The 15930-nt window shown below is 63.4% G+C and carries 12 protein-coding genes and 1 pseudogene; 4 read left to right on the forward strand and 9 right to left on the reverse strand.

Annotated features, from left to right (window positions below; translation table 11 throughout):
• Window positions 1-312 precede the first annotated feature (312 nt).
• Window positions 313-972, forward strand: coding sequence for an OmpH family outer membrane protein (locus D1Y84_RS06000; protein WP_124847709.1), 660 nt, complete (start codon window positions 313-315; stop codon window positions 970-972).
• A gap of 333 nt (window positions 973-1305) precedes the next feature.
• Here the strand turns inward: D1Y84_RS06000 and lepA are convergent, their stop codons facing one another.
• A complete protein-coding gene (lepA, locus tag D1Y84_RS06005) occupies window positions 1306-3117 on the reverse strand; it encodes a translation elongation factor 4 (RefSeq protein WP_124847710.1) in 1812 nt (603 codons plus the stop codon).
• 163 nt (window positions 3118-3280) lie between these two features.
• Here lepA and D1Y84_RS06010 point away from each other — a divergent pair, with 163 nt between their 5' ends.
• Window positions 3281-5074, forward strand: a complete 1794-nt coding sequence (locus D1Y84_RS06010; protein WP_158615342.1) for a lytic transglycosylase domain-containing protein — start codon at window positions 3281-3283, stop codon at window positions 5072-5074.
• A gap of 446 nt (window positions 5075-5520) precedes the next feature.
• Entirely contained in the window at window positions 5521-6441 is a 921-nt protein-coding gene (locus D1Y84_RS06020) for a hypothetical protein (RefSeq protein WP_199726366.1), read from the forward strand.
• A 200-nt stretch (window positions 6442-6641) separates the two neighbouring features.
• Here the strand turns inward: D1Y84_RS06020 and D1Y84_RS06025 are convergent, their stop codons facing one another.
• The 8 genes and pseudogenes from D1Y84_RS06025 to D1Y84_RS06060 form a co-directional block, all read right to left on the reverse strand.
• Entirely contained in the window at window positions 6642-7406 is a 765-nt protein-coding gene (locus tag D1Y84_RS06025) for a bifunctional 2-polyprenyl-6-hydroxyphenol methylase/3-demethylubiquinol 3-O-methyltransferase UbiG (protein WP_124847712.1), read from the reverse strand.
• A gap of 270 nt (window positions 7407-7676) precedes the next feature.
• Window positions 7677-8246, reverse strand: a complete 570-nt coding sequence (locus tag D1Y84_RS06030; RefSeq protein WP_124847713.1) for a peroxiredoxin — start codon at window positions 8244-8246, stop codon at window positions 7677-7679.
• Between the two features lie 159 nt (window positions 8247-8405).
• Complete coding sequence (locus tag D1Y84_RS06035; RefSeq protein WP_124847714.1) at window positions 8406-9269, reverse strand: LpxI family protein; 864 nt, start codon at window positions 9267-9269, stop codon at window positions 8406-8408.
• A gap of 87 nt (window positions 9270-9356) precedes the next feature.
• On the reverse strand, window positions 9357-10133 hold the full coding sequence (lpxA, locus tag D1Y84_RS06040; RefSeq protein ID WP_124847715.1) for an acyl-ACP--UDP-N-acetylglucosamine O-acyltransferase: 777 nt from the start codon (window positions 10131-10133) through the stop codon (window positions 9357-9359).
• Window positions 10134-10222: 89 nt separating this feature from the next.
• A pseudogene (gene fabZ / locus D1Y84_RS06045) lies at window positions 10223-10735 on the reverse strand (3-hydroxyacyl-ACP dehydratase FabZ); the annotation flags it as partial.
• A gap of 178 nt (window positions 10736-10913) precedes the next feature.
• Window positions 10914-12173 (reverse strand): M48 family metallopeptidase, encoded by a 1260-nt coding sequence (locus D1Y84_RS06050; protein WP_124847717.1) that lies wholly within the window; start codon window positions 12171-12173, stop codon window positions 10914-10916.
• A 303-nt stretch (window positions 12174-12476) separates the two neighbouring features.
• Window positions 12477-13364 carry a GAF domain-containing protein gene (locus D1Y84_RS06055; protein WP_124847718.1) on the reverse strand — a complete coding sequence of 296 codons (888 nt, stop codon included), beginning with the start codon at window positions 13362-13364 and terminating at the stop codon, window positions 12477-12479.
• Between the two features lie 285 nt (window positions 13365-13649).
• A complete protein-coding gene (locus D1Y84_RS06060; protein ID WP_233581171.1) occupies window positions 13650-14564 on the reverse strand; it encodes a septal ring lytic transglycosylase RlpA family protein in 915 nt (304 codons plus the stop codon).
• Window positions 14565-14748: 184 nt separating this feature from the next.
• Here D1Y84_RS06060 and D1Y84_RS06065 point away from each other — a divergent pair, with 184 nt between their 5' ends.
• Entirely contained in the window at window positions 14749-15516 is a 768-nt protein-coding gene (locus D1Y84_RS06065; protein WP_124847719.1) for a hypothetical protein, read from the forward strand.
• Window positions 15517-15930 lie beyond the last annotated feature (414 nt).

Here is a 15930-nt window from a genome sequence, read left to right on the forward strand (position 1 = left end):
TGGGGCACCTGTTTGTTTGTGGATGGGGAAACCGGGCTGCGCAGATAGCGGCCACTTTGTGGCGGCGCGTCCGTACGGGTGGGGAGTTACTGCTCGGGGTACTTAGCAGAGAAATGTTGTTTGAGTGGTTGACTTGCCCCTGCAGCGTGGCGCTGGGTTTGACCTTCGACAACTTCGCCCCATAGAATCGCGGCAGCGCCCTTACCCGAGCGGGCGCGTCTCTTCACTCGCGGGCCGATCCGCCGGCGCAATCCCGGAAGTCCCGCATGAAGCACGGTTCACGACACAGAATCCAAGGAGTTCCACTTTTCCATGAAGCTTTCGCTGTCTCTCGCAAGCCTGCTTGCAACCGGGCTCATCAGTTCTGCCGCTCTTGCCCAGGGTACGGCCACTGCTGCCGCACCTGCCGCCTCCACTGCCAGCACCGCGGCTGCTCCTGCCGGTCCCGCCAAGGTGGCGATCATCATGTTCCAGGCCGCCGTGAGCCAGACCAACGAAGGCAAGCGCGACCTGGAAGAGGTCGAGAAGAAGTACCAGCCGAAGCAGGCCCAGCTCAAGGCACAGTCCGATGAGATCGACGCGCTGAAGAAGCAGCTGCAGACGCAGAGCGCCACGTTGACCGACGTGGACCGCGCGCAGAAGCTGAAGCTGATTGACGATAAAGAAAAGTCGTTGCAGCGTGCAGGCGAAGATGCGCAGAACGACTTCCAGCAGGAAGCCCAGCAGACCTTTGCCGGCGTAGCGCAGAAGTTCTACGGAACCCTGCAGGCCTATGCGCAGCAGAATGGCTACACGCTGGTTCTGGATGCCGGCCAGCAGCAGAGCCCTGTGCTGTACACCAACCAGGGCAACGACATCACCGAAGCGGTGATCGCCGCCTACAACCAGAAGTCAGGCATTGCAGCGCCGCCGCCATCGGCACCGACGCCCACGGGCACAACGCCAGCGCGCCGAGCACCTGCCGCACACTAGAAACGCAGCAGTTCGCACCGCTTAAAAGCCCCGCATGCCGAGTGCATGCGGGGCTTTTGCTGCGCCATCAACTGGTTACCAGGGCTGTGGATAAAAGTGTGGGAATCGCGGATGTGAACGCACGATGAACGGTGCAGATGCGCGCACGAGCCGGCACTTCGCGTAGCGGCTATGCGACTAACCTCTTCATTCAGAGTGCGTTGTCAAACGCAATGATGGAATCGAATGACTGTTAACACAGCATGAGGTGTGATCTATGGATTTCACCGTTTCCCACAGATCGAGGGCATCGACGGGTAACCACTTAGGCCGGTTTCGGGGTAACACTCCAACCTATCGCGAACTATCTTCGCCGATCTTGAGCACGGCCAGAAAGGCTTCCTGCGGGATATCGACTTTGCCGATCCGCTTCATGCGCTTCTTGCCTTCCTTCTGCTTGTCGAGCAGTTTGCGCTTGCGGGAGATATCACCGCCGTAGCACTTCGCGAGCACATTCTTTTTGATGCCGGAGACGGTTTCGCGCGCGACGATCTTGGCGCCAATGGCGGCCTGGATGGCGACTTCGAACATTTGCCGCGGGATCAGCTCGCGCATCTTGGAAACGAGCGCGCGGCCACGTTCGTAGGCCAGGTCGCGGTGCACGATGATGGAAAGCGCATCGACAGGCTCGCCGGAGACCAGGATATCAAGCTTGGACATGGGCGAGACCCAGGTGCCGGAAAGCGTGTAGTCAAGCGAGGCATAGCCGCGCGAGACGGACTTGAGGCGATCGTAGAAGTCGAGCACGATCTCGTTGAGCGGCAGTTCGTAGGTGAGCTTGACGCGCGTGGACGAAACGTACTCGAAGTTCTGTTGGCGGCCGCGCTTTTCTTCGACGAGCTTGAGAATGCCGCCGACGTACTCCTCGTTGGTGAGGATGGTGGCGGTGATAACGGGCTCTTCGATCTGGTCGATCTCGGAGGGATCAGGCCAGCGCGAGGGGTTGTCGACCTCGATGACGCTGCGGTCGGTGAGCGTGATCCGGTAGCGCACGGAGGGCGCGGTGGTGATGAGGTCGAGGTCGAACTCACGCTCGAGCCGTTCCTGGATGATCTCCATGTGGAGCAGGCCAAGGAAGCCACAACGGAAGCCGAAACCGAGCGCTGCGGAAGACTCGGGCTCGATGGAGAAGGAGGCGTCATTGAGCCGGAGCTTCTCGAGCGCGTCGCGAAGCAGCGTGTGCTCATGGGAGTCGACGGTGTAGATACCGGCGAAGACCATGGACTTGATGTCTTCAAAGCCGGGAAGCTGCTCGTCGGCGGGGCGTGCGTCTTCGGTGATGGTGTCGCCGACCTTGGTGTCGGCAACGTTCTTGATGGTGGCGACGAAGAAGCCGACTTCGCCAGCGGAAAGCTCCATGATCTCGACGGGCTTGGGGGTGAGGACGCCGAGCGATTCGACGTCGAAGACCTTGCCGTTGGACATGAGGCGGATGCGCATGTTTTTGCGCAGGCGGCCGTGGATGACGCGGGCCAGCACGATGACGCCGCGGTACGGGTCGAACCAGGAATCAAAGATCAATGCCTGCAAAGGCGCGTCGGGGTCGCCCTGCGGCGGCGGCAGGCGCTTGACCACGGCTTCAAGGATTTCGGGCACGCCGAGGCCGGTCTTGGCGCTGCAGGGGATGGCGTCAGTCGCGTCCAGACCCACAGTCTTCTCGATCATCTCCTGCGTGCGCACAATGTCGGCGGAGGGCAGGTCGATCTTGTTGATGACGGGGATGATTTCGAGGCCGTTGGAGATGGCGAGGTAGGCGTTGGCGAGGGTCTGCGCTTCCACACCCTGCGAGGCATCGACGACGAGCAGGGCGCCTTCGCACGAGGCGAGCGAGCGTGAGACTTCGTAGGAGAAATCCACGTGGCCGGGCGTGTCGATGAGGTTGAGCTGGTAGATCTTGCCGTCCTGCGCCGGGTACATCATGCGAACGGAGTGCGCCTTGATCGTGATGCCGCGCTCGCGCTCGAGGTCCATGGCATCGAGCACCTGCGCCTGCATCTCGCGCGCGGTCAGCGAGCCGGTGAGCTCGAGGAGGCGATCGGAGAGCGTGGATTTGCCATGGTCGATGTGCGCGATGATCGCGAAATTACGGATGAGGGAGTTGTCCATGATGGGTGCGGCGTGTTGAGGCGCAATGCCAAGTCTACCACCCGGGGTTAAAGGCCAAACCGCCCGCGCGGCTCGCGGTCCCTTCAGGACATGTACTCGCTTTCGGCACACCCGCCACGAAGTGGCCGCGAGCCGCGCAGGCGGTTTTGGAGCCTCTACAATTGTGCCTGTGATTCGAATGACGAGCCTGTTGGTGTTTCGACGGAGTGTGGCGCTGCTGCTGGCAGCAAGTCTTGCGGCGCCATCGATTGCGGCAACAGCCCAGGGCACTGCGACGCCTGTGCCGCAGGCCAACAACGCAAAGGATGCCCTGCTGATTACCTCGGTGGAGCAGGCGTACGCGGCGGGGCTGGCGGCCTACCAGGCCGGCAAGGGAGACGAGGCGCGGCGTGATTTTGACCGGGCCGTGGACACCTTGCTGCAGAGCGGTGCCGACATCAAGAACAACACGGCGCTGTCGGCGGAGCTGGATCGTGTGGTGGACTCGATCAACACGCTGCAGCTGGACGCGCTGAAGCAGGGCACGCCGCTGACGCCCAAGGACGACTCGCCGGTGGATGTAGCGAACGATGTGACGTTCCCGGTAGACCCCAATGTGAAGGCGCAGGCGATTGCGGAGTTGCGGACGACGCAGTCGGACTTGCCGCTCGTGATCAACGACTACGTGGCGAGCTATATCAACTTCTTTTCGACCAGCGGACGCGGGCGCGGCACGATCGTGGCATCGCTGCAGCGCGCAGGCAAGTACAAGACGATGATCCAGCGCGTGCTCAAGGAAGAAGGTGTGCCGCAGGATCTGCTTTACCAGGCGGTGGCGGAGTCGGGCTTTCGCACGCAGGCGTTGAATCCGAAGTCGGGCGCGGCGGGCATGTGGCAGTTTATGCCGTTCGGCACGTATGGGCTTGAGAAGACGGGCTGGTACGACGAGCGGTTCGACCCTGAAAAAGCGACACGCGCGTATGCACGCGACATCAAGAAGACGTACAGCCAGCTCGGCGACTGGTACCTGGCCATGGCCGCGTATGACTGGGGAACGGGCAATATTCAGCGTGCTGTGCAGCGCACGGGCTACTCCGACTTCTGGGAGCTGTATCGCCGCAACAATCTGCCGCAGGAAACCAAGAACTACGTGCCGATCATCCTGGCGGTCGCGATCATGGCGAAAAATCCGCAGCAATATGGACTGGACAAGGTGGTGCCGGATGCTGCGCTGGAGCCCGAGTCGATCCACACGAATTACTCCGTGTCGCTGCAACTGGTTGCAGACATCACCGGCGCTTCCCTGTCGACGATCAACGAGCTGAACCCAAGCCTGCTGCGCGGACGCACGCCGCCGGACGAGCCGTACGAGCTCAACATCCCGGCGGGCACAACGGCGCTGTACAACCAGCGCATCGCGGAGATCCCGGAGGACAAGCGCACGAGCTGGCGGTTCCACGTGCTGGCGACGGGCGAGACGCTGGAGAGTGTGGCGCTTTCGTTTCACACAACGGCGGCGGAGATTGCGTTTACGAACCAGCTGGATGCAAGCAGCAGCCTTGCGGGCGTGAATGCTCTGGTGATCCCGGTCGTCTCGTCCAGCTACGCAAGCGCGGCGACTTCGTTGTCGTTGAGCGCGAGTGGCGGTGGAGCAAGCAGCACGGCGCATGCGGCGACGTACCGGGTGCGACGGGGCGATACGCTGGTAAATATCTCCGACCAGTTCGGCGTCTCGGTGGACTCGCTGGTGCGATGGAACCACCTGCGCGGACGCTCGGTGCAGTTGGGCCGCACGCTGTACGTGGCGGAGCCGGCGCGCATCTCGCACTCGGAGCGTGTAAGTCGTGCAGCGGGCCGGCGCGGGCGAAGCGGATCGATTGTGGTTGCGCGGGGCGGGCAGCGCGGGGCGGCAGCACGCGGCGCCGGCAAGAGCGCGAGCCATGCGCATGCCGCGACGAAACCGCGCAGACGACGTTAGCAGACGGGAACAACTCCTGCAGCGCAATGCCGCGTAGCGGCCTGGTTCGATTGGTTTGATAGTTTCGACTGGTTCGGCCGGCGCGGCTGCCGTGGCCGGCCCGAACGGGTGCAGTCTCGTGCGATCCCTCCACGCGATGCGTGCAGGCCATGCGATGCATGTTGCTGGTGCCATGCGGACCATGCGACGTCCCGTTGCGGTTGGAGGATCGCGGAAGCTGTTGTTGTACAGCTGCCATGCAACGATTGCGCAGTGAGTGTGCAGCCAAGCGTCACATTTTTTCCCGCACACTCACTTTCGTGTGTTGTGCCACACTCGACACTTGCTATGACTCGCATCACAATGCATGCTGTTGCTAGAATTGCGCCGCGTAGAATTTAAAGTTGCGCGTAGCGCATGATTCAAGCGCTTCAGAACCAAACGAGTTGAGCCGAAGGAGTCACCGCATGCCGGACAAGGAAAAGCTAAACGCTATCGCCGACCACGAAGCCGCGTTGGAAGAAGAACGCGAGCCAAAGCTGGACAAGGATGACCTCTTCGACGATGAAGACGATGAAGAGGAAAGTTCAGTGGAAACCACTTCTGACGATGACGAGGATGTCGCCGACGACGAGGATGACGACGACGAGGACGAGGAGGAAGACGAAGACGAAGACGACGAAAAAGGCAGCAGCCTGATCGCCGAGGAAGACGACGACGAGGACGAGGAAGAACTGACACCCGCGACCTCGGTACCAGCAACGCGCAAGACGGCTGCCAAGAAAACAGCCACGAAGTCGAGCGCAAAGGCGACCAAGAAAGCGGCTACCAAAGCACCCACGAAGGCAGCCGGGAGCAACACCACCAAGAAGGCGCCTGCCAAGGCGGCCACCAAAACTTCTGCGAAGGCTGCCAAGCAGCCCGCCAAAAAAGCTCCTGCAACAGCAGGCACGAAGAAAACCGCCGCCACCAGTGGCGCCCGTAACGGCGGAAGGGCCAAGGCAACAGCCAAGGCCGGCAAGACGGACGCAAACCGCACTCAATCCACACAGCGAGGGAAATCCTTGGCAATCAAAAAGACAGCAACCAAAGCAGCAACGAAGAAGAGTCCCGTGAAGGCAACAGCCAAGAAGGCCACTGCCAAGAAACCCACGGCGACAAAAGCGGCAGCCAAGAAGACGGCGGTCAAGACCACAGCCCGGAAGTCTGCGACAAAGACTGCGGCGAAGAAGACCCCGGCGAAGAAGACAACGGCAACCAAGGCTGCAGCAAAGAAGACCGCTGTGAAAAAGACAGCAGTCAAGAAAACGGCAGCAAAGAAGGCCCCGGCAAAGAAGACGGCAGCAAAGACAGCAACCAAGACGGCAACCAAGAAGTCCGCAAAGTAAACAGGCAGGACCGAGAGCACCCGCACCACAAGGCAAGCAAAAGAGCCCGGCTATGGCCGGGCTTTTTTGCGCCTATTTTTCGTGGCGAGTTCGGCATCACTCTGCCGATGCGCGGGCGAGCTGTTGCTCTCCGCCGGAATGGACGACCTGCGCGATCGGGAGCAAGTCCGTCTCTGCGACGGTAAACAGCAGGGACTGCACTATGGCCACCGTGCCAGCACGAGCGGCTGATAGTAGCCGCTCTCCAGGGGCATCAGCCAGCGCACCTGCTGAAAACCGGCGAGGCGCAGAGCAGCGGACAGCTCCTGCCGCTGCAGGCATCGATACTCCGAGACAAAGTGATGCGTGCTCCAGGCCTGGGCTGCCTGGAGGGTGAGGTAGAGATGAAGCGTATATCGATCGCGCGCGGTCCAGTCCCAGACCTGGTGCACGATGCGGCGGTTGCCTTCACTGCCGAAGAATGATGGCTCCTGCACGGCTGGCTTGAGCTCGAGCAGTGCGTCGTAGTCGCGGATGCTTGCGGCCAAGAGTCCGCCGGCGCGCAGCTTGGCTGCCATGGCGCCGACTGCCTGCACGAGCTGCGCAGTGGAAAGGTGAGGCAGCGCGTTGTCAAAGGCCGCGACCACATCGAACCCGGTGTCGGGAACCTGCGACAGGTCGCACATGTCAGAGACGTAGCAGCGCATGTCCAGTTGGCGAGCGGCGGCTTCTCTCGCTGCCCTGGACACCTGCGCCGGGCTAAGGTCAGAGGCAACGACGTGGTGGCCGCGTGCAGCAAGGCCCAGGGCCTGCGTGCCGATGCCACAGGCGCAATCAAGGATACGGAGCCGTGTGCGCGACAGGGCTTGCGCAAGCAGCGCATCGAGGATGCCCGCCTGCCGCTCCACGGAACGATCCCAGTCGTCGAAGATCAGGTGGTAGTGCTCGGCCAGTGCGTCGTAGAAGGGCAACACGCGATCAGTCATGGGCTCGGCGCTCGCTTTCGAATCGGCACTCCATTGTGCCGCCACGTAAATTCGCAGAGGAGAGCCACGATGCCTTGCCCGTGCCGCGCAGGAGCGAGTGACTCAGCAAGCTGTCGCAGCGAGCCGCAATGGCCGCCCTTGTTTCGCATGGAAGTCTCGCATCCGGTGGTCACTCGTTCAGGCCCCCTCGCAGCCGTTCCCGGAGCGGCATGCACAAAGCCGGCTCGTGGGAGCCGGCTTTGTGGTAAATCGTTTGCGATGCGGGCGGAACTAGCCCTTGTGCGCGTCCGTCTGCAGTTCGGCCAGCACTTCCGAAGAGTGGCTGGACGGGTTGACGCCGGTCCAGACCTTGACGATCTTGCCGTCCGGGCTGATCAGGAACGTGTTGCGCTTGGCGATCTTGAACCCCATCATGTTGCCGAGCGAACCATACTCGGTCACGACCTTTTTGTCAGGATCGGCGAGCAGGTGGAAGTTCAGACCTTCCTTGGCGCAAAACTCCTTGTGGCTGTCGACGGTATCGACGGAGACACCCACGATCACGGCGTTCATCTTCTCGTACTTGGGTGCGTCCTGCTGAAAGTTATGCGCCTCGAGCGTGCAGCCGCTGGTGCCGTCCTTGGGATAGAAGTACAGGACGACCCACTTGCCGTGGAACGACGCAAGACTGGTGGGCGTGCCGGTCTGCGAAGGCAGGGTGAAGGTGGGAGCTTTCTGCCCGACCATGGGCAGGGTGTCGGTGTCGGCGGCAGCGGCGCGCGCGGCAAGGGCGCGATCGCCGGCCCAGCCCAGGCCAAGCAGGAGTGCGAGTGAAGCGACGGCGAGCGGTAGTTTCTGCATACGATGGTTCCTCCGGGGAACGGCGCGCGCTTGCTGCAGCGGCGCGGCGATGATAGCGCTGCATGCGCAGCGACAGGTGAATCGCGCCGCTCTCACGGCGCGTGAGCCTACGCGTTCATGGTACAGCGCGGGGGCGGGTGGCCTGCGGATTCGATGCGATTATGGGCGCTCCATGGCCACGATCGCAATGTGGTACGCGTCAGCAGCGGCGACGATTGCTGCGCGATCGAACAGCAGCGTACGGCCTGCCTCGATCGCAAGGCAGTGGGCGCCTGCTGCTGCCATGGAGTGAATGGTGGCGACGCCGATCACGGGCACGTCGAAGCGAAGATCCTGCTTTGGCTTGGCGACCTTGACAACGGTGAGCGAGCGCTCGAGCGTGGATGCTTCGCCCTCGAGCGTGCCCATCAGCGCCCCGGCGCGCGCGATGGCGGCGTCGGTGCCCTCCATGGCTTCGACGGCCACACAGGCACCGCCGGCGACCACCACGGTCTGGCCGATATCAAAGCTCGCGATGCCGAGCGCGACGGCACGGCCGTAGGCGATATCGTGCTGCTCTTCCGGCGTCGGCCCGCGGCCGGTGAGCACGCCGGCAGGCGCGAGCATGGGCTCGAGGTACTGGGTGGACGCAACGAGTTCGATGCCCTCGTCGCCCAGGACTTTTGCGATCGCGCCGAGCAGCATGTCGGTGTTCCTGGTGCGGAGTGAGAGCAGCAGCTTGGCGAGCCGCCAGTCAGGGCGAATGGAGGAGAAGATCTGCTTATGACGGACCTGGCCGGCCATGACGGCGCGCTGAACGCCTTCGGCCTGGAACGTGGTGATGAGGCGCGAGAGTTCACCCAGTGAGAGCCAGTGGACGGTGATGAGCGGGTCGATGGCGGCGCGGGTATCGACTTCCGGATCTGTTTCTTCGCGGATCGCGGCGACAACGACATGGAGGCCGTGGGCGCGGGCTGCGTCGAGCAGCAGGAACGGGAAGCGGCCATTGCCGGCGATGAGGCCTAGTTTTTCGGGTTCAGGCATAGGTTAGAGGCTCGGACAAAGCAAGACCCCAGCGCGGGAGGCGCAGGCTTCGTGGGGAGTGGGCTTTACAGGGCAGATGCACACTGCTCACTTGAGGACGCCGCGATGCGAGCTTTCGATGAAGGTAAGGAGGTAGTCGAGGTCTTCGCTGTGAGCACCTTCGGTGCGGAGACGCTCGATGGCCTGGGCGGTGTTGAGCTTGGCGGCGAGCAGGAGGCGGAAGGCGTGCTGCAGCGCGCGCAGGCGCTCGGGGGTGAAGCCGCGGCGGGTGAGGCCGACCTTGTTGAGGCCGTAGGCGTGCGTTTCGCGCTTAGCCGAGGTGAGCGAGTAGGGCAGGACGTCCTGCGTGATGGTGGTGCCGCCGCCCACGTAACTGTAACGACCGATGCGGCAGAACTGGTGTACCGGGCAGAGCGCGCCGACGGTGGCGTAGTCCTCCACGGTGACGTGGCCGGCGAGCGTAGCGGCATTGGCGAGGATGCAGTGGTCGCCGATGGAGGAGTCGTGGCCGATGTGCGCGTAGCACATGATGAGGCAGTGCGAACCAATGCGGGTGGTGCCGCCGCCGCCGGGGGTTCCGCGGGAGATGGTGACGTACTCGCGGATGTCGTTGTCGGAGCCGATCACGAGGCGCGTTGGCTCGCCGCGGTACTTGAGGTCCTGCGGGGGCACGCCGATGGCGGCGAAGGGCGCGAAGCGATTGCGGTCACCCGCGCTGAGATGGCCGTCGAGTACGACGTGCGAGACCAGCACACAGTCTTCGCCGAGATGGACGTCGGGACCGATGGTGCAGAAGGGGCCAACCGTGCAGGAGGCGGGAACAATGGCGCCCTCGGCGATGACGGCGGTGGGATGGATGCTCACTCGGTGGTGACCGCCTGGGATTCGGATGGGACGGGCGCGTCTTCCAGCGGGACGGCGCTACCGGGAGTCGAAGCTGCGGGCGGTTTGGACGACAGGGATGGGGCACCGCTGCCGCCTTCGCGCTTGACCAGCTGGCAGGTGACGGTGGCTTCGCAGACGACCTTGCCGTCTACGCGGATGGTGCCTTCAAGCCGCACGGCACGCGAGCGCAGGTTGAGGATGGTGGCTTCGATCTCGAGCACATCGCCGGGCACGACGGGGCGGCGGAACTTGGCACGCTCGACGCCAGTGAACAGCATCAGGGTGTCGCCGGGGCGATCGTACTCAAGCAGGATCAGCAGGCCGCCGGCCTGGGCGATAGCCTCGACTTGCAGCACGCCGGGCATGATCGGGTAGCCGGGAAAATGGCCCTGGAAGAACGGCTCGTTGATGGTGACGCATTTGCGCACCACGATGCGCTTCTTCGGCTCTACTTCGAGCACGCGATCGACCAGCAGGAACGGGTAGCGATGCGGCAGCAGCGCCATGATGGCTGCGATATCGTGCCTGGCTGTTAAGTCGCGAGAGGGCTGTGGCGCGTCGGGCGTTTGAGGCGTTTCCATAAGGGTTCGGCTGATTATAAAGGGGCGGCCGGGTGGGCGGCGCGTGCCCAGAGGCGGGCGTGGGTTGCGGGGCAGGGCTGAAGCGTGGGGTGCGCGCGCCCATGTCTCAGAAGCGAGACATGGGGCACCGGTGTTGTTGAGCGTGCCAGGAGGGGAAGCGCTGAGGTGGGGGTTGCGGCTAGTGCGGAGCGGCCTGGGTCTTCGGGGTGGCCTGGGGCGGCATCCGGCGCGCTTCTTCAGCGCGGTCGGCGACGGGCGGGTGGGTGTAGGTCCACCAGACCACGAAGCGGGGGGGCGCGGGGTCTTCAAGCCAGGCGCGGCCAAGGCGGTTGAAGTCGTCGACCTCGATCTCGGCGGCGTTGGGCAGTAGGCGTGTGAGCAGTTGCTGGCCGTATACGTCGGCGGCGTGCTCCTGGAAGCGGCTGATGGCGTTCGACACGGGCGCCGACAGGAAGCTCAGGCACGAGGCGAGAAAGAGCAGCACGGGGAGCGCGGCGTAGTCGGTAACACCGGTGACATGCCAGCGGGCTTCAAAGCGCTCCACTGCCCAGCGGAAAAGGCGAGCCAGCAAGGCGAAGAGCCCCAGGGTGAGCAGCGCTTCGAAGAGGATGCCTTTCCAGATGTGCCCGAGCACATAGTGGCCCTGCTCGTGCGCGTAGATGGCGAGGATCTCGTCAGGCGGGACGCGCTGCAGCGTGGTGTCCCAGACAACGATGCGCTTGGACGCGCCGATGCCGGTGACGTAGGCGTTCATGCCGGTGTCGCGCTTGGAGGCGTCTTCCATGAACATGCGCTCGGGCGGAATGGCGAGGCCGCCGAGACGGGCCACCTGCTCGAGACGCGCGACCAGGGGTGCATCCTGCGTGGCGAGCGGGGTGAAGCGGTTGAAAAGCGGGTCGATCGCGATGGGCGCGAGGAAGACGCCGAGCACGACGATGGGTTGGATCAACAGCCAGAACCAGAGCCACCATCGGCGCGGGCTCCAGCGGATCAGCGCGAACACAGCGGAGAGCAGCAGGGTGCCGAGCAGGAGGGTCATACCTTCTTCGGCGGCCCAGTCTCCCCACCAGGGCCACCAGTGCTCGACCGAGAGGCCGAAGCGTACGCGCACGGAGTGCGAAACCAGCGAGCCGGGCAGGGCGATGAGCGCGAGGATGGCGAGCCAGAGGGGAGCAAGAACGAGTCCCTCGAGCCAGGGGCGCGCCGTAAACGGGCCGCCGCCGCGATGCCGGGTGAGTGAGCGAGCCCAGCGCGCAAGGCGTGAGCCTGCGCCCCAGCGAAGCAGCAGCGCGAGCGCCAGGAGCTCCCAGAGGGTGCCGCCGAAGTAGAGCGCGGTGTGGAGCAGCTCAAGCGCATGCGCCTTGGCCAGCAAGGCGGGCGGCAACACATAGGCGGGAGCTTGCGCGGGAACGGCGAGCAGCAGCATAGCGTTCAGCATAAGCGGTGCAGGGCCGCGTCACCGCTGTGCAATCCTCCGTTACGGCTGCCGGCTGCATGGCTGCAAGGTCTGGATCCCATCAGCGGAGGCTTTGCGGCGTTGCTCGCGGAAGTCACGCCGGGAGAAGCAGGTCGCAGCGTGGCTGATCCTGCATGCAACCCGAACGCTACCTGCACGCAGCCCATATCGCGACATGGACAGGATTTATTTGCTACTTCCTTCGTTACAGAACGCGAGCCCAGGCACGCAGCGTTCCGAAGGAGCCGCGACGCAGCGCCACAGACGAGGCCGTGGAACGGGCGCTTAGGCTTTTGACGTGGGGTCGGCCGACGGAAGTTCGAGAACGAAGGTGAGCAGCATCTGCGCGCCGTCAGCAGCGACCAAAGGGTTGCGCCGCACCACCCAGTCGCGAGCCAAGCCATTGGCGTCCACGGTGCTGATCCTGGTCTCCTCGGCCTTCCAGTTCTGGAAGCAGATCTCGTCGCCTGCGTGGACCAGGTCGGCATAGTGCCCGAAGCCCAGGTCGAAGTTGCTCTTGCCGATCCACTCGGTGGCGGTGATGCCGAAGTACTTGCATACTGCCGCGTTGTAGCACAGCAGGCGCCCGTCGCGGTCGCGGATCGCACACAGAAAAGGCAAGCTCTTGACCAGGCCCCAGATAGCCGGCTCCGCGGCAGGCGAAGACTCAAGCAGGGCTTCGCTTTGCTGCCGCAGCCTGAAATGCACATTGACCTGCCTGGCGAGGATGGTGAGCGCATGGATCTGGCTTTTTTTGAGCTCGCGCGGCACCGTATCCATCACGCACAGGGCTCCCACTCTTGCGCCGGAAGAAGAGTAAAGCGGCGCGCCGGCATAGAAGCGGATGCCAGCGTCCTGCACGGCTTTGAGGCTGGCGAAGCGCGCATCGCGATCAAGATATTTGATCACAAACACACCGTCCTGCTGCACGGTGTACTGGCAGACCGACTCGGCGCGGGGAATGCGCGATGGCTCGACGCCCACAGCGGCTTTGGGGTACTGCCACTGTTCACTTAGCAGGCTGATGCTGCTGATCGGGGTGCCGCAGATAGCTGCGGCCAGCTCGGCTATCTCGTTAAATTCCTGCTGCGGCTCCGTGCCGAAGAGCGAAATGAGCTCTTCGGCATCCCGGATTTCGTGTGGAAGGGTGCGGCTTGTTTCACTGGTGGACATGTGTTGCGCCACTCCCCTGAAGAAAGCTAATCATACGCATGGTGTAACAAGTACTCACATTACCGATGTTATGGCGACTTAGGCATCCAGTACGCCCAGGGCACTCCCGCCAGAAGGGAGACCAGCGCGACGGAGCTTGCGCACAGAGATCCAGCAGAAGGCGTGCAATGCCGGACATTGCTCGGCGGCAGCATTGCAGCCGGTATTGTTCCATGAGCAAAACAAAAGAAGTGTTCGATGCAGAACGCAACATGTTTTCGCTGCGAACACGCGATGAGTATCGTCTTAGTCGAGTCGCGTGAGGTAGGCTGCGCCCTGTTCGGGCTGCACGGAGCTTTCTATCTCCTGGGCGCGGGCCTTGTCGTCCCCGAGAGGACGGATGCGCACCCAGTGGCCAGTGGGCCCGGTGAACTCGATGACGTTGGCGGTGCTGTAGCGACGTTGCAGGCTGTGCTGCAGGGCGAAGGCCTTGGACTCGTCATGAAAGGCGCCGATCTGCACGCACCAGCGACCGCCGTCAGCGATGGACTTGGGCGCGGCGAAAACCTCGATCTGCACAGTGGCTGTGCCGGGAGCCCAGACACCGATGGCCTTGGCGGAGGCGACTGAAAGATCGAGCACACGACCTGGCACGAAGGGGCCGCGATCGGTCACGCGCATCACGGAAGCCTGTCCGTTACGCAGGTTGGTGACCCGAAGCAGCGAGCCCATCGGCAGTTCACGATGCGCAGCGGAGAGCATGTTCTGGTCGAAGACCTGGCCGTTGGCGCCAGGGTGCCGGTCGTAGGGCGGCCCATACCAGCTGGCAACACCGGTTTGCGACCAGATGGGCTGGTGACTCTGTACAAAAGCAAGGTCTTCCGGGGAGTCCGACGAAACAACACCGGGCGTGATGGGACTCGCGGAGCGGGCAGAAACGGCCGGGGTGCCGGGAGCCGAGGGTGGAAAGGTTTTGTATGGGGGTGGCTCGCTTGAGCGGATCGCCGGAGGCAGCGGCGGCGGGGCGGCGGCAACGGGCTGCCTGTGGCCACAGCCCACAACAGTCGCCAGTGTCATTGCAGCCAGAAAGGCCTGGACAGCCGGGAGAGCAGGCAAGACTGGGCTGGCAGCGCGCCGCGGCAGGCCCGATGGCATCCCCGTCTGAGGCAGCGACTGGTCGGTGATCATGATGCCGGATGTGCCTCGGTGCGCGTCTGCCATGTGTCTATGAGTATTGGTGCGGCGACCAGGGCTTCGCAATGGCGACAACTGCACAAGGCACAGGGCGTGCCACATTGGTAAACCACGGCTAGAGGCGGTCGGCCCTCCTCTAAATGGAGCAGTCCAGGAGTTTGGATGGACGCGATGGGTCGTCGCCGCTGCCCCGACTCATGTAAAAGAGCGTATGAGGTTTGTATTTACACAGTGGAAATGTAGCTTTCGGTGCGTGGTGGCCGGCGGAAGCCTGGCCCTCGCCACCATCGCCGCGCAGGCACAGAACCAGCCGGATGCGCCGCCCCCTCCACCCATCGGAGCAGTACCGGCGACCCCCCAGGATCACGTCCCGGTACCCGCCGTACGACCGCCCACGGTAGAGGCGTTGAACCGGCGCCAGTGGTCAGGTGTGGTTGAGCCAGGCGAGAAGATTCCGCCCATGACAGTTCGCGCCAAGCTCATGTTTCCCCTCCATGAGGAAGTGCGCCCGGTGACGACGGTGGTGCCGATCCTGTTCTCGGGCGGGTATGGCGTGCTGCGCGACTCGGACCCCAAGTACGGGACCAACTCCGAAGGGTTTGGCGAGCGGGTGGGTGCGTCGGCACTGCACCAGATCATTTCGCGCGAGGTCTCGGACAGCTTCCTGCCGATCCTGTTCCACGAGGACCCACGCTATTATCGCCAGGCGTATGGCACGTATCCCTCGCGCACGGAGCATGCAATCCGCCGCGTGTTCTTTACGCAGTCGGACTCGGGGCAGCGCACGGTAAATCTTTCCGACCTGCTGGGCCGAGGGATCGCGGCGGCGCTGACGCAGGCCTACTATCCGGACCCGAGCGTGCGGCCGAGCGTGGTATTCCGGACATGGGGCGTGTCGCTTGCAGCCCTGGGGGGCGGCAACCTGTTTGAAGAGTTCTGGCCGGATGTGAAGCGCAAGATGCTGCACAAGGACCAGTAATCGCTCCATTAGGAGCACCTATCAATAGCGGCTCAGGCTTCGATCTGGATCAGCAAACAGGCGCAAGCAGGATCGATGTCAGGATCCGTGTTGAGGCTCGATGTTGAGGATCCAGGCATTTGGCACGCACGCGCAGCAGCAGGCACGAACCGAGCCGGTCTCCTGCTCCTGCCTTGCTTTTCGGTGCGGATCAATTCGGTCAGCGGCGGCTACGCAGTGGGTATCGAACGGGTGGTTTGCGCAGGGAGCCGGGGGCGGACGCTCTTGAATGCTTGAACAGGCGCCCCCGGCAATCTCGTGCTGGCGGGGCTGTCCCACTCACCCGGTCGTTGTCCCCGTTCAGGCTGCTTCCGACGCCGTTCAGCGGGTAAACTTACCCCGATCTCGGACTCCCCGGTATTCTAGGACCAGGAA

The organism is Acidipila sp. EB88, from assembly GCF_003858395.1.
Classification (GTDB): Bacteria; Acidobacteriota; Terriglobia; order Terriglobales; family Acidobacteriaceae; genus EB88.

Coding starts and splice junctions, on each gene's coding strand:
- D1Y84_RS06060 (WP_233581171.1), bottom strand. CDS start 14,564: ATGGCAGACGCGCACCGAGGCACATCCGGCATCATGATCACCGACCAG.
- D1Y84_RS06025 (WP_124847712.1), bottom strand. CDS start 7,406: ATGACTGATCGCGTGTTGCCCTTCTACGACGCACTGGCCGAGCACTAC.
- D1Y84_RS06000 (WP_124847709.1), top strand. CDS start 313: ATGAAGCTTTCGCTGTCTCTCGCAAGCCTGCTTGCAACCGGGCTCATC.
- D1Y84_RS06030 (WP_124847713.1), bottom strand. CDS start 8,246: ATGCAGAAACTACCGCTCGCCGTCGCTTCACTCGCACTCCTGCTTGGC.
- D1Y84_RS06065 (WP_124847719.1), top strand. CDS start 14,749: ATGAGGTTTGTATTTACACAGTGGAAATGTAGCTTTCGGTGCGTGGTG.
- D1Y84_RS06055 (WP_124847718.1), bottom strand. CDS start 13,364: ATGTCCACCAGTGAAACAAGCCGCACCCTTCCACACGAAATCCGGGAT.
- D1Y84_RS06050 (WP_124847717.1), bottom strand. CDS start 12,173: ATGCTGAACGCTATGCTGCTGCTCGCCGTTCCCGCGCAAGCTCCCGCC.
- D1Y84_RS06020 (WP_199726366.1), top strand. CDS start 5,521: ATGCCGGACAAGGAAAAGCTAAACGCTATCGCCGACCACGAAGCCGCG.
- D1Y84_RS06035 (WP_124847714.1), bottom strand. CDS start 9,269: ATGCCTGAACCCGAAAAACTAGGCCTCATCGCCGGCAATGGCCGCTTC.
- lepA (WP_124847710.1), bottom strand. CDS start 3,117: ATGGACAACTCCCTCATCCGTAATTTCGCGATCATCGCGCACATCGAC.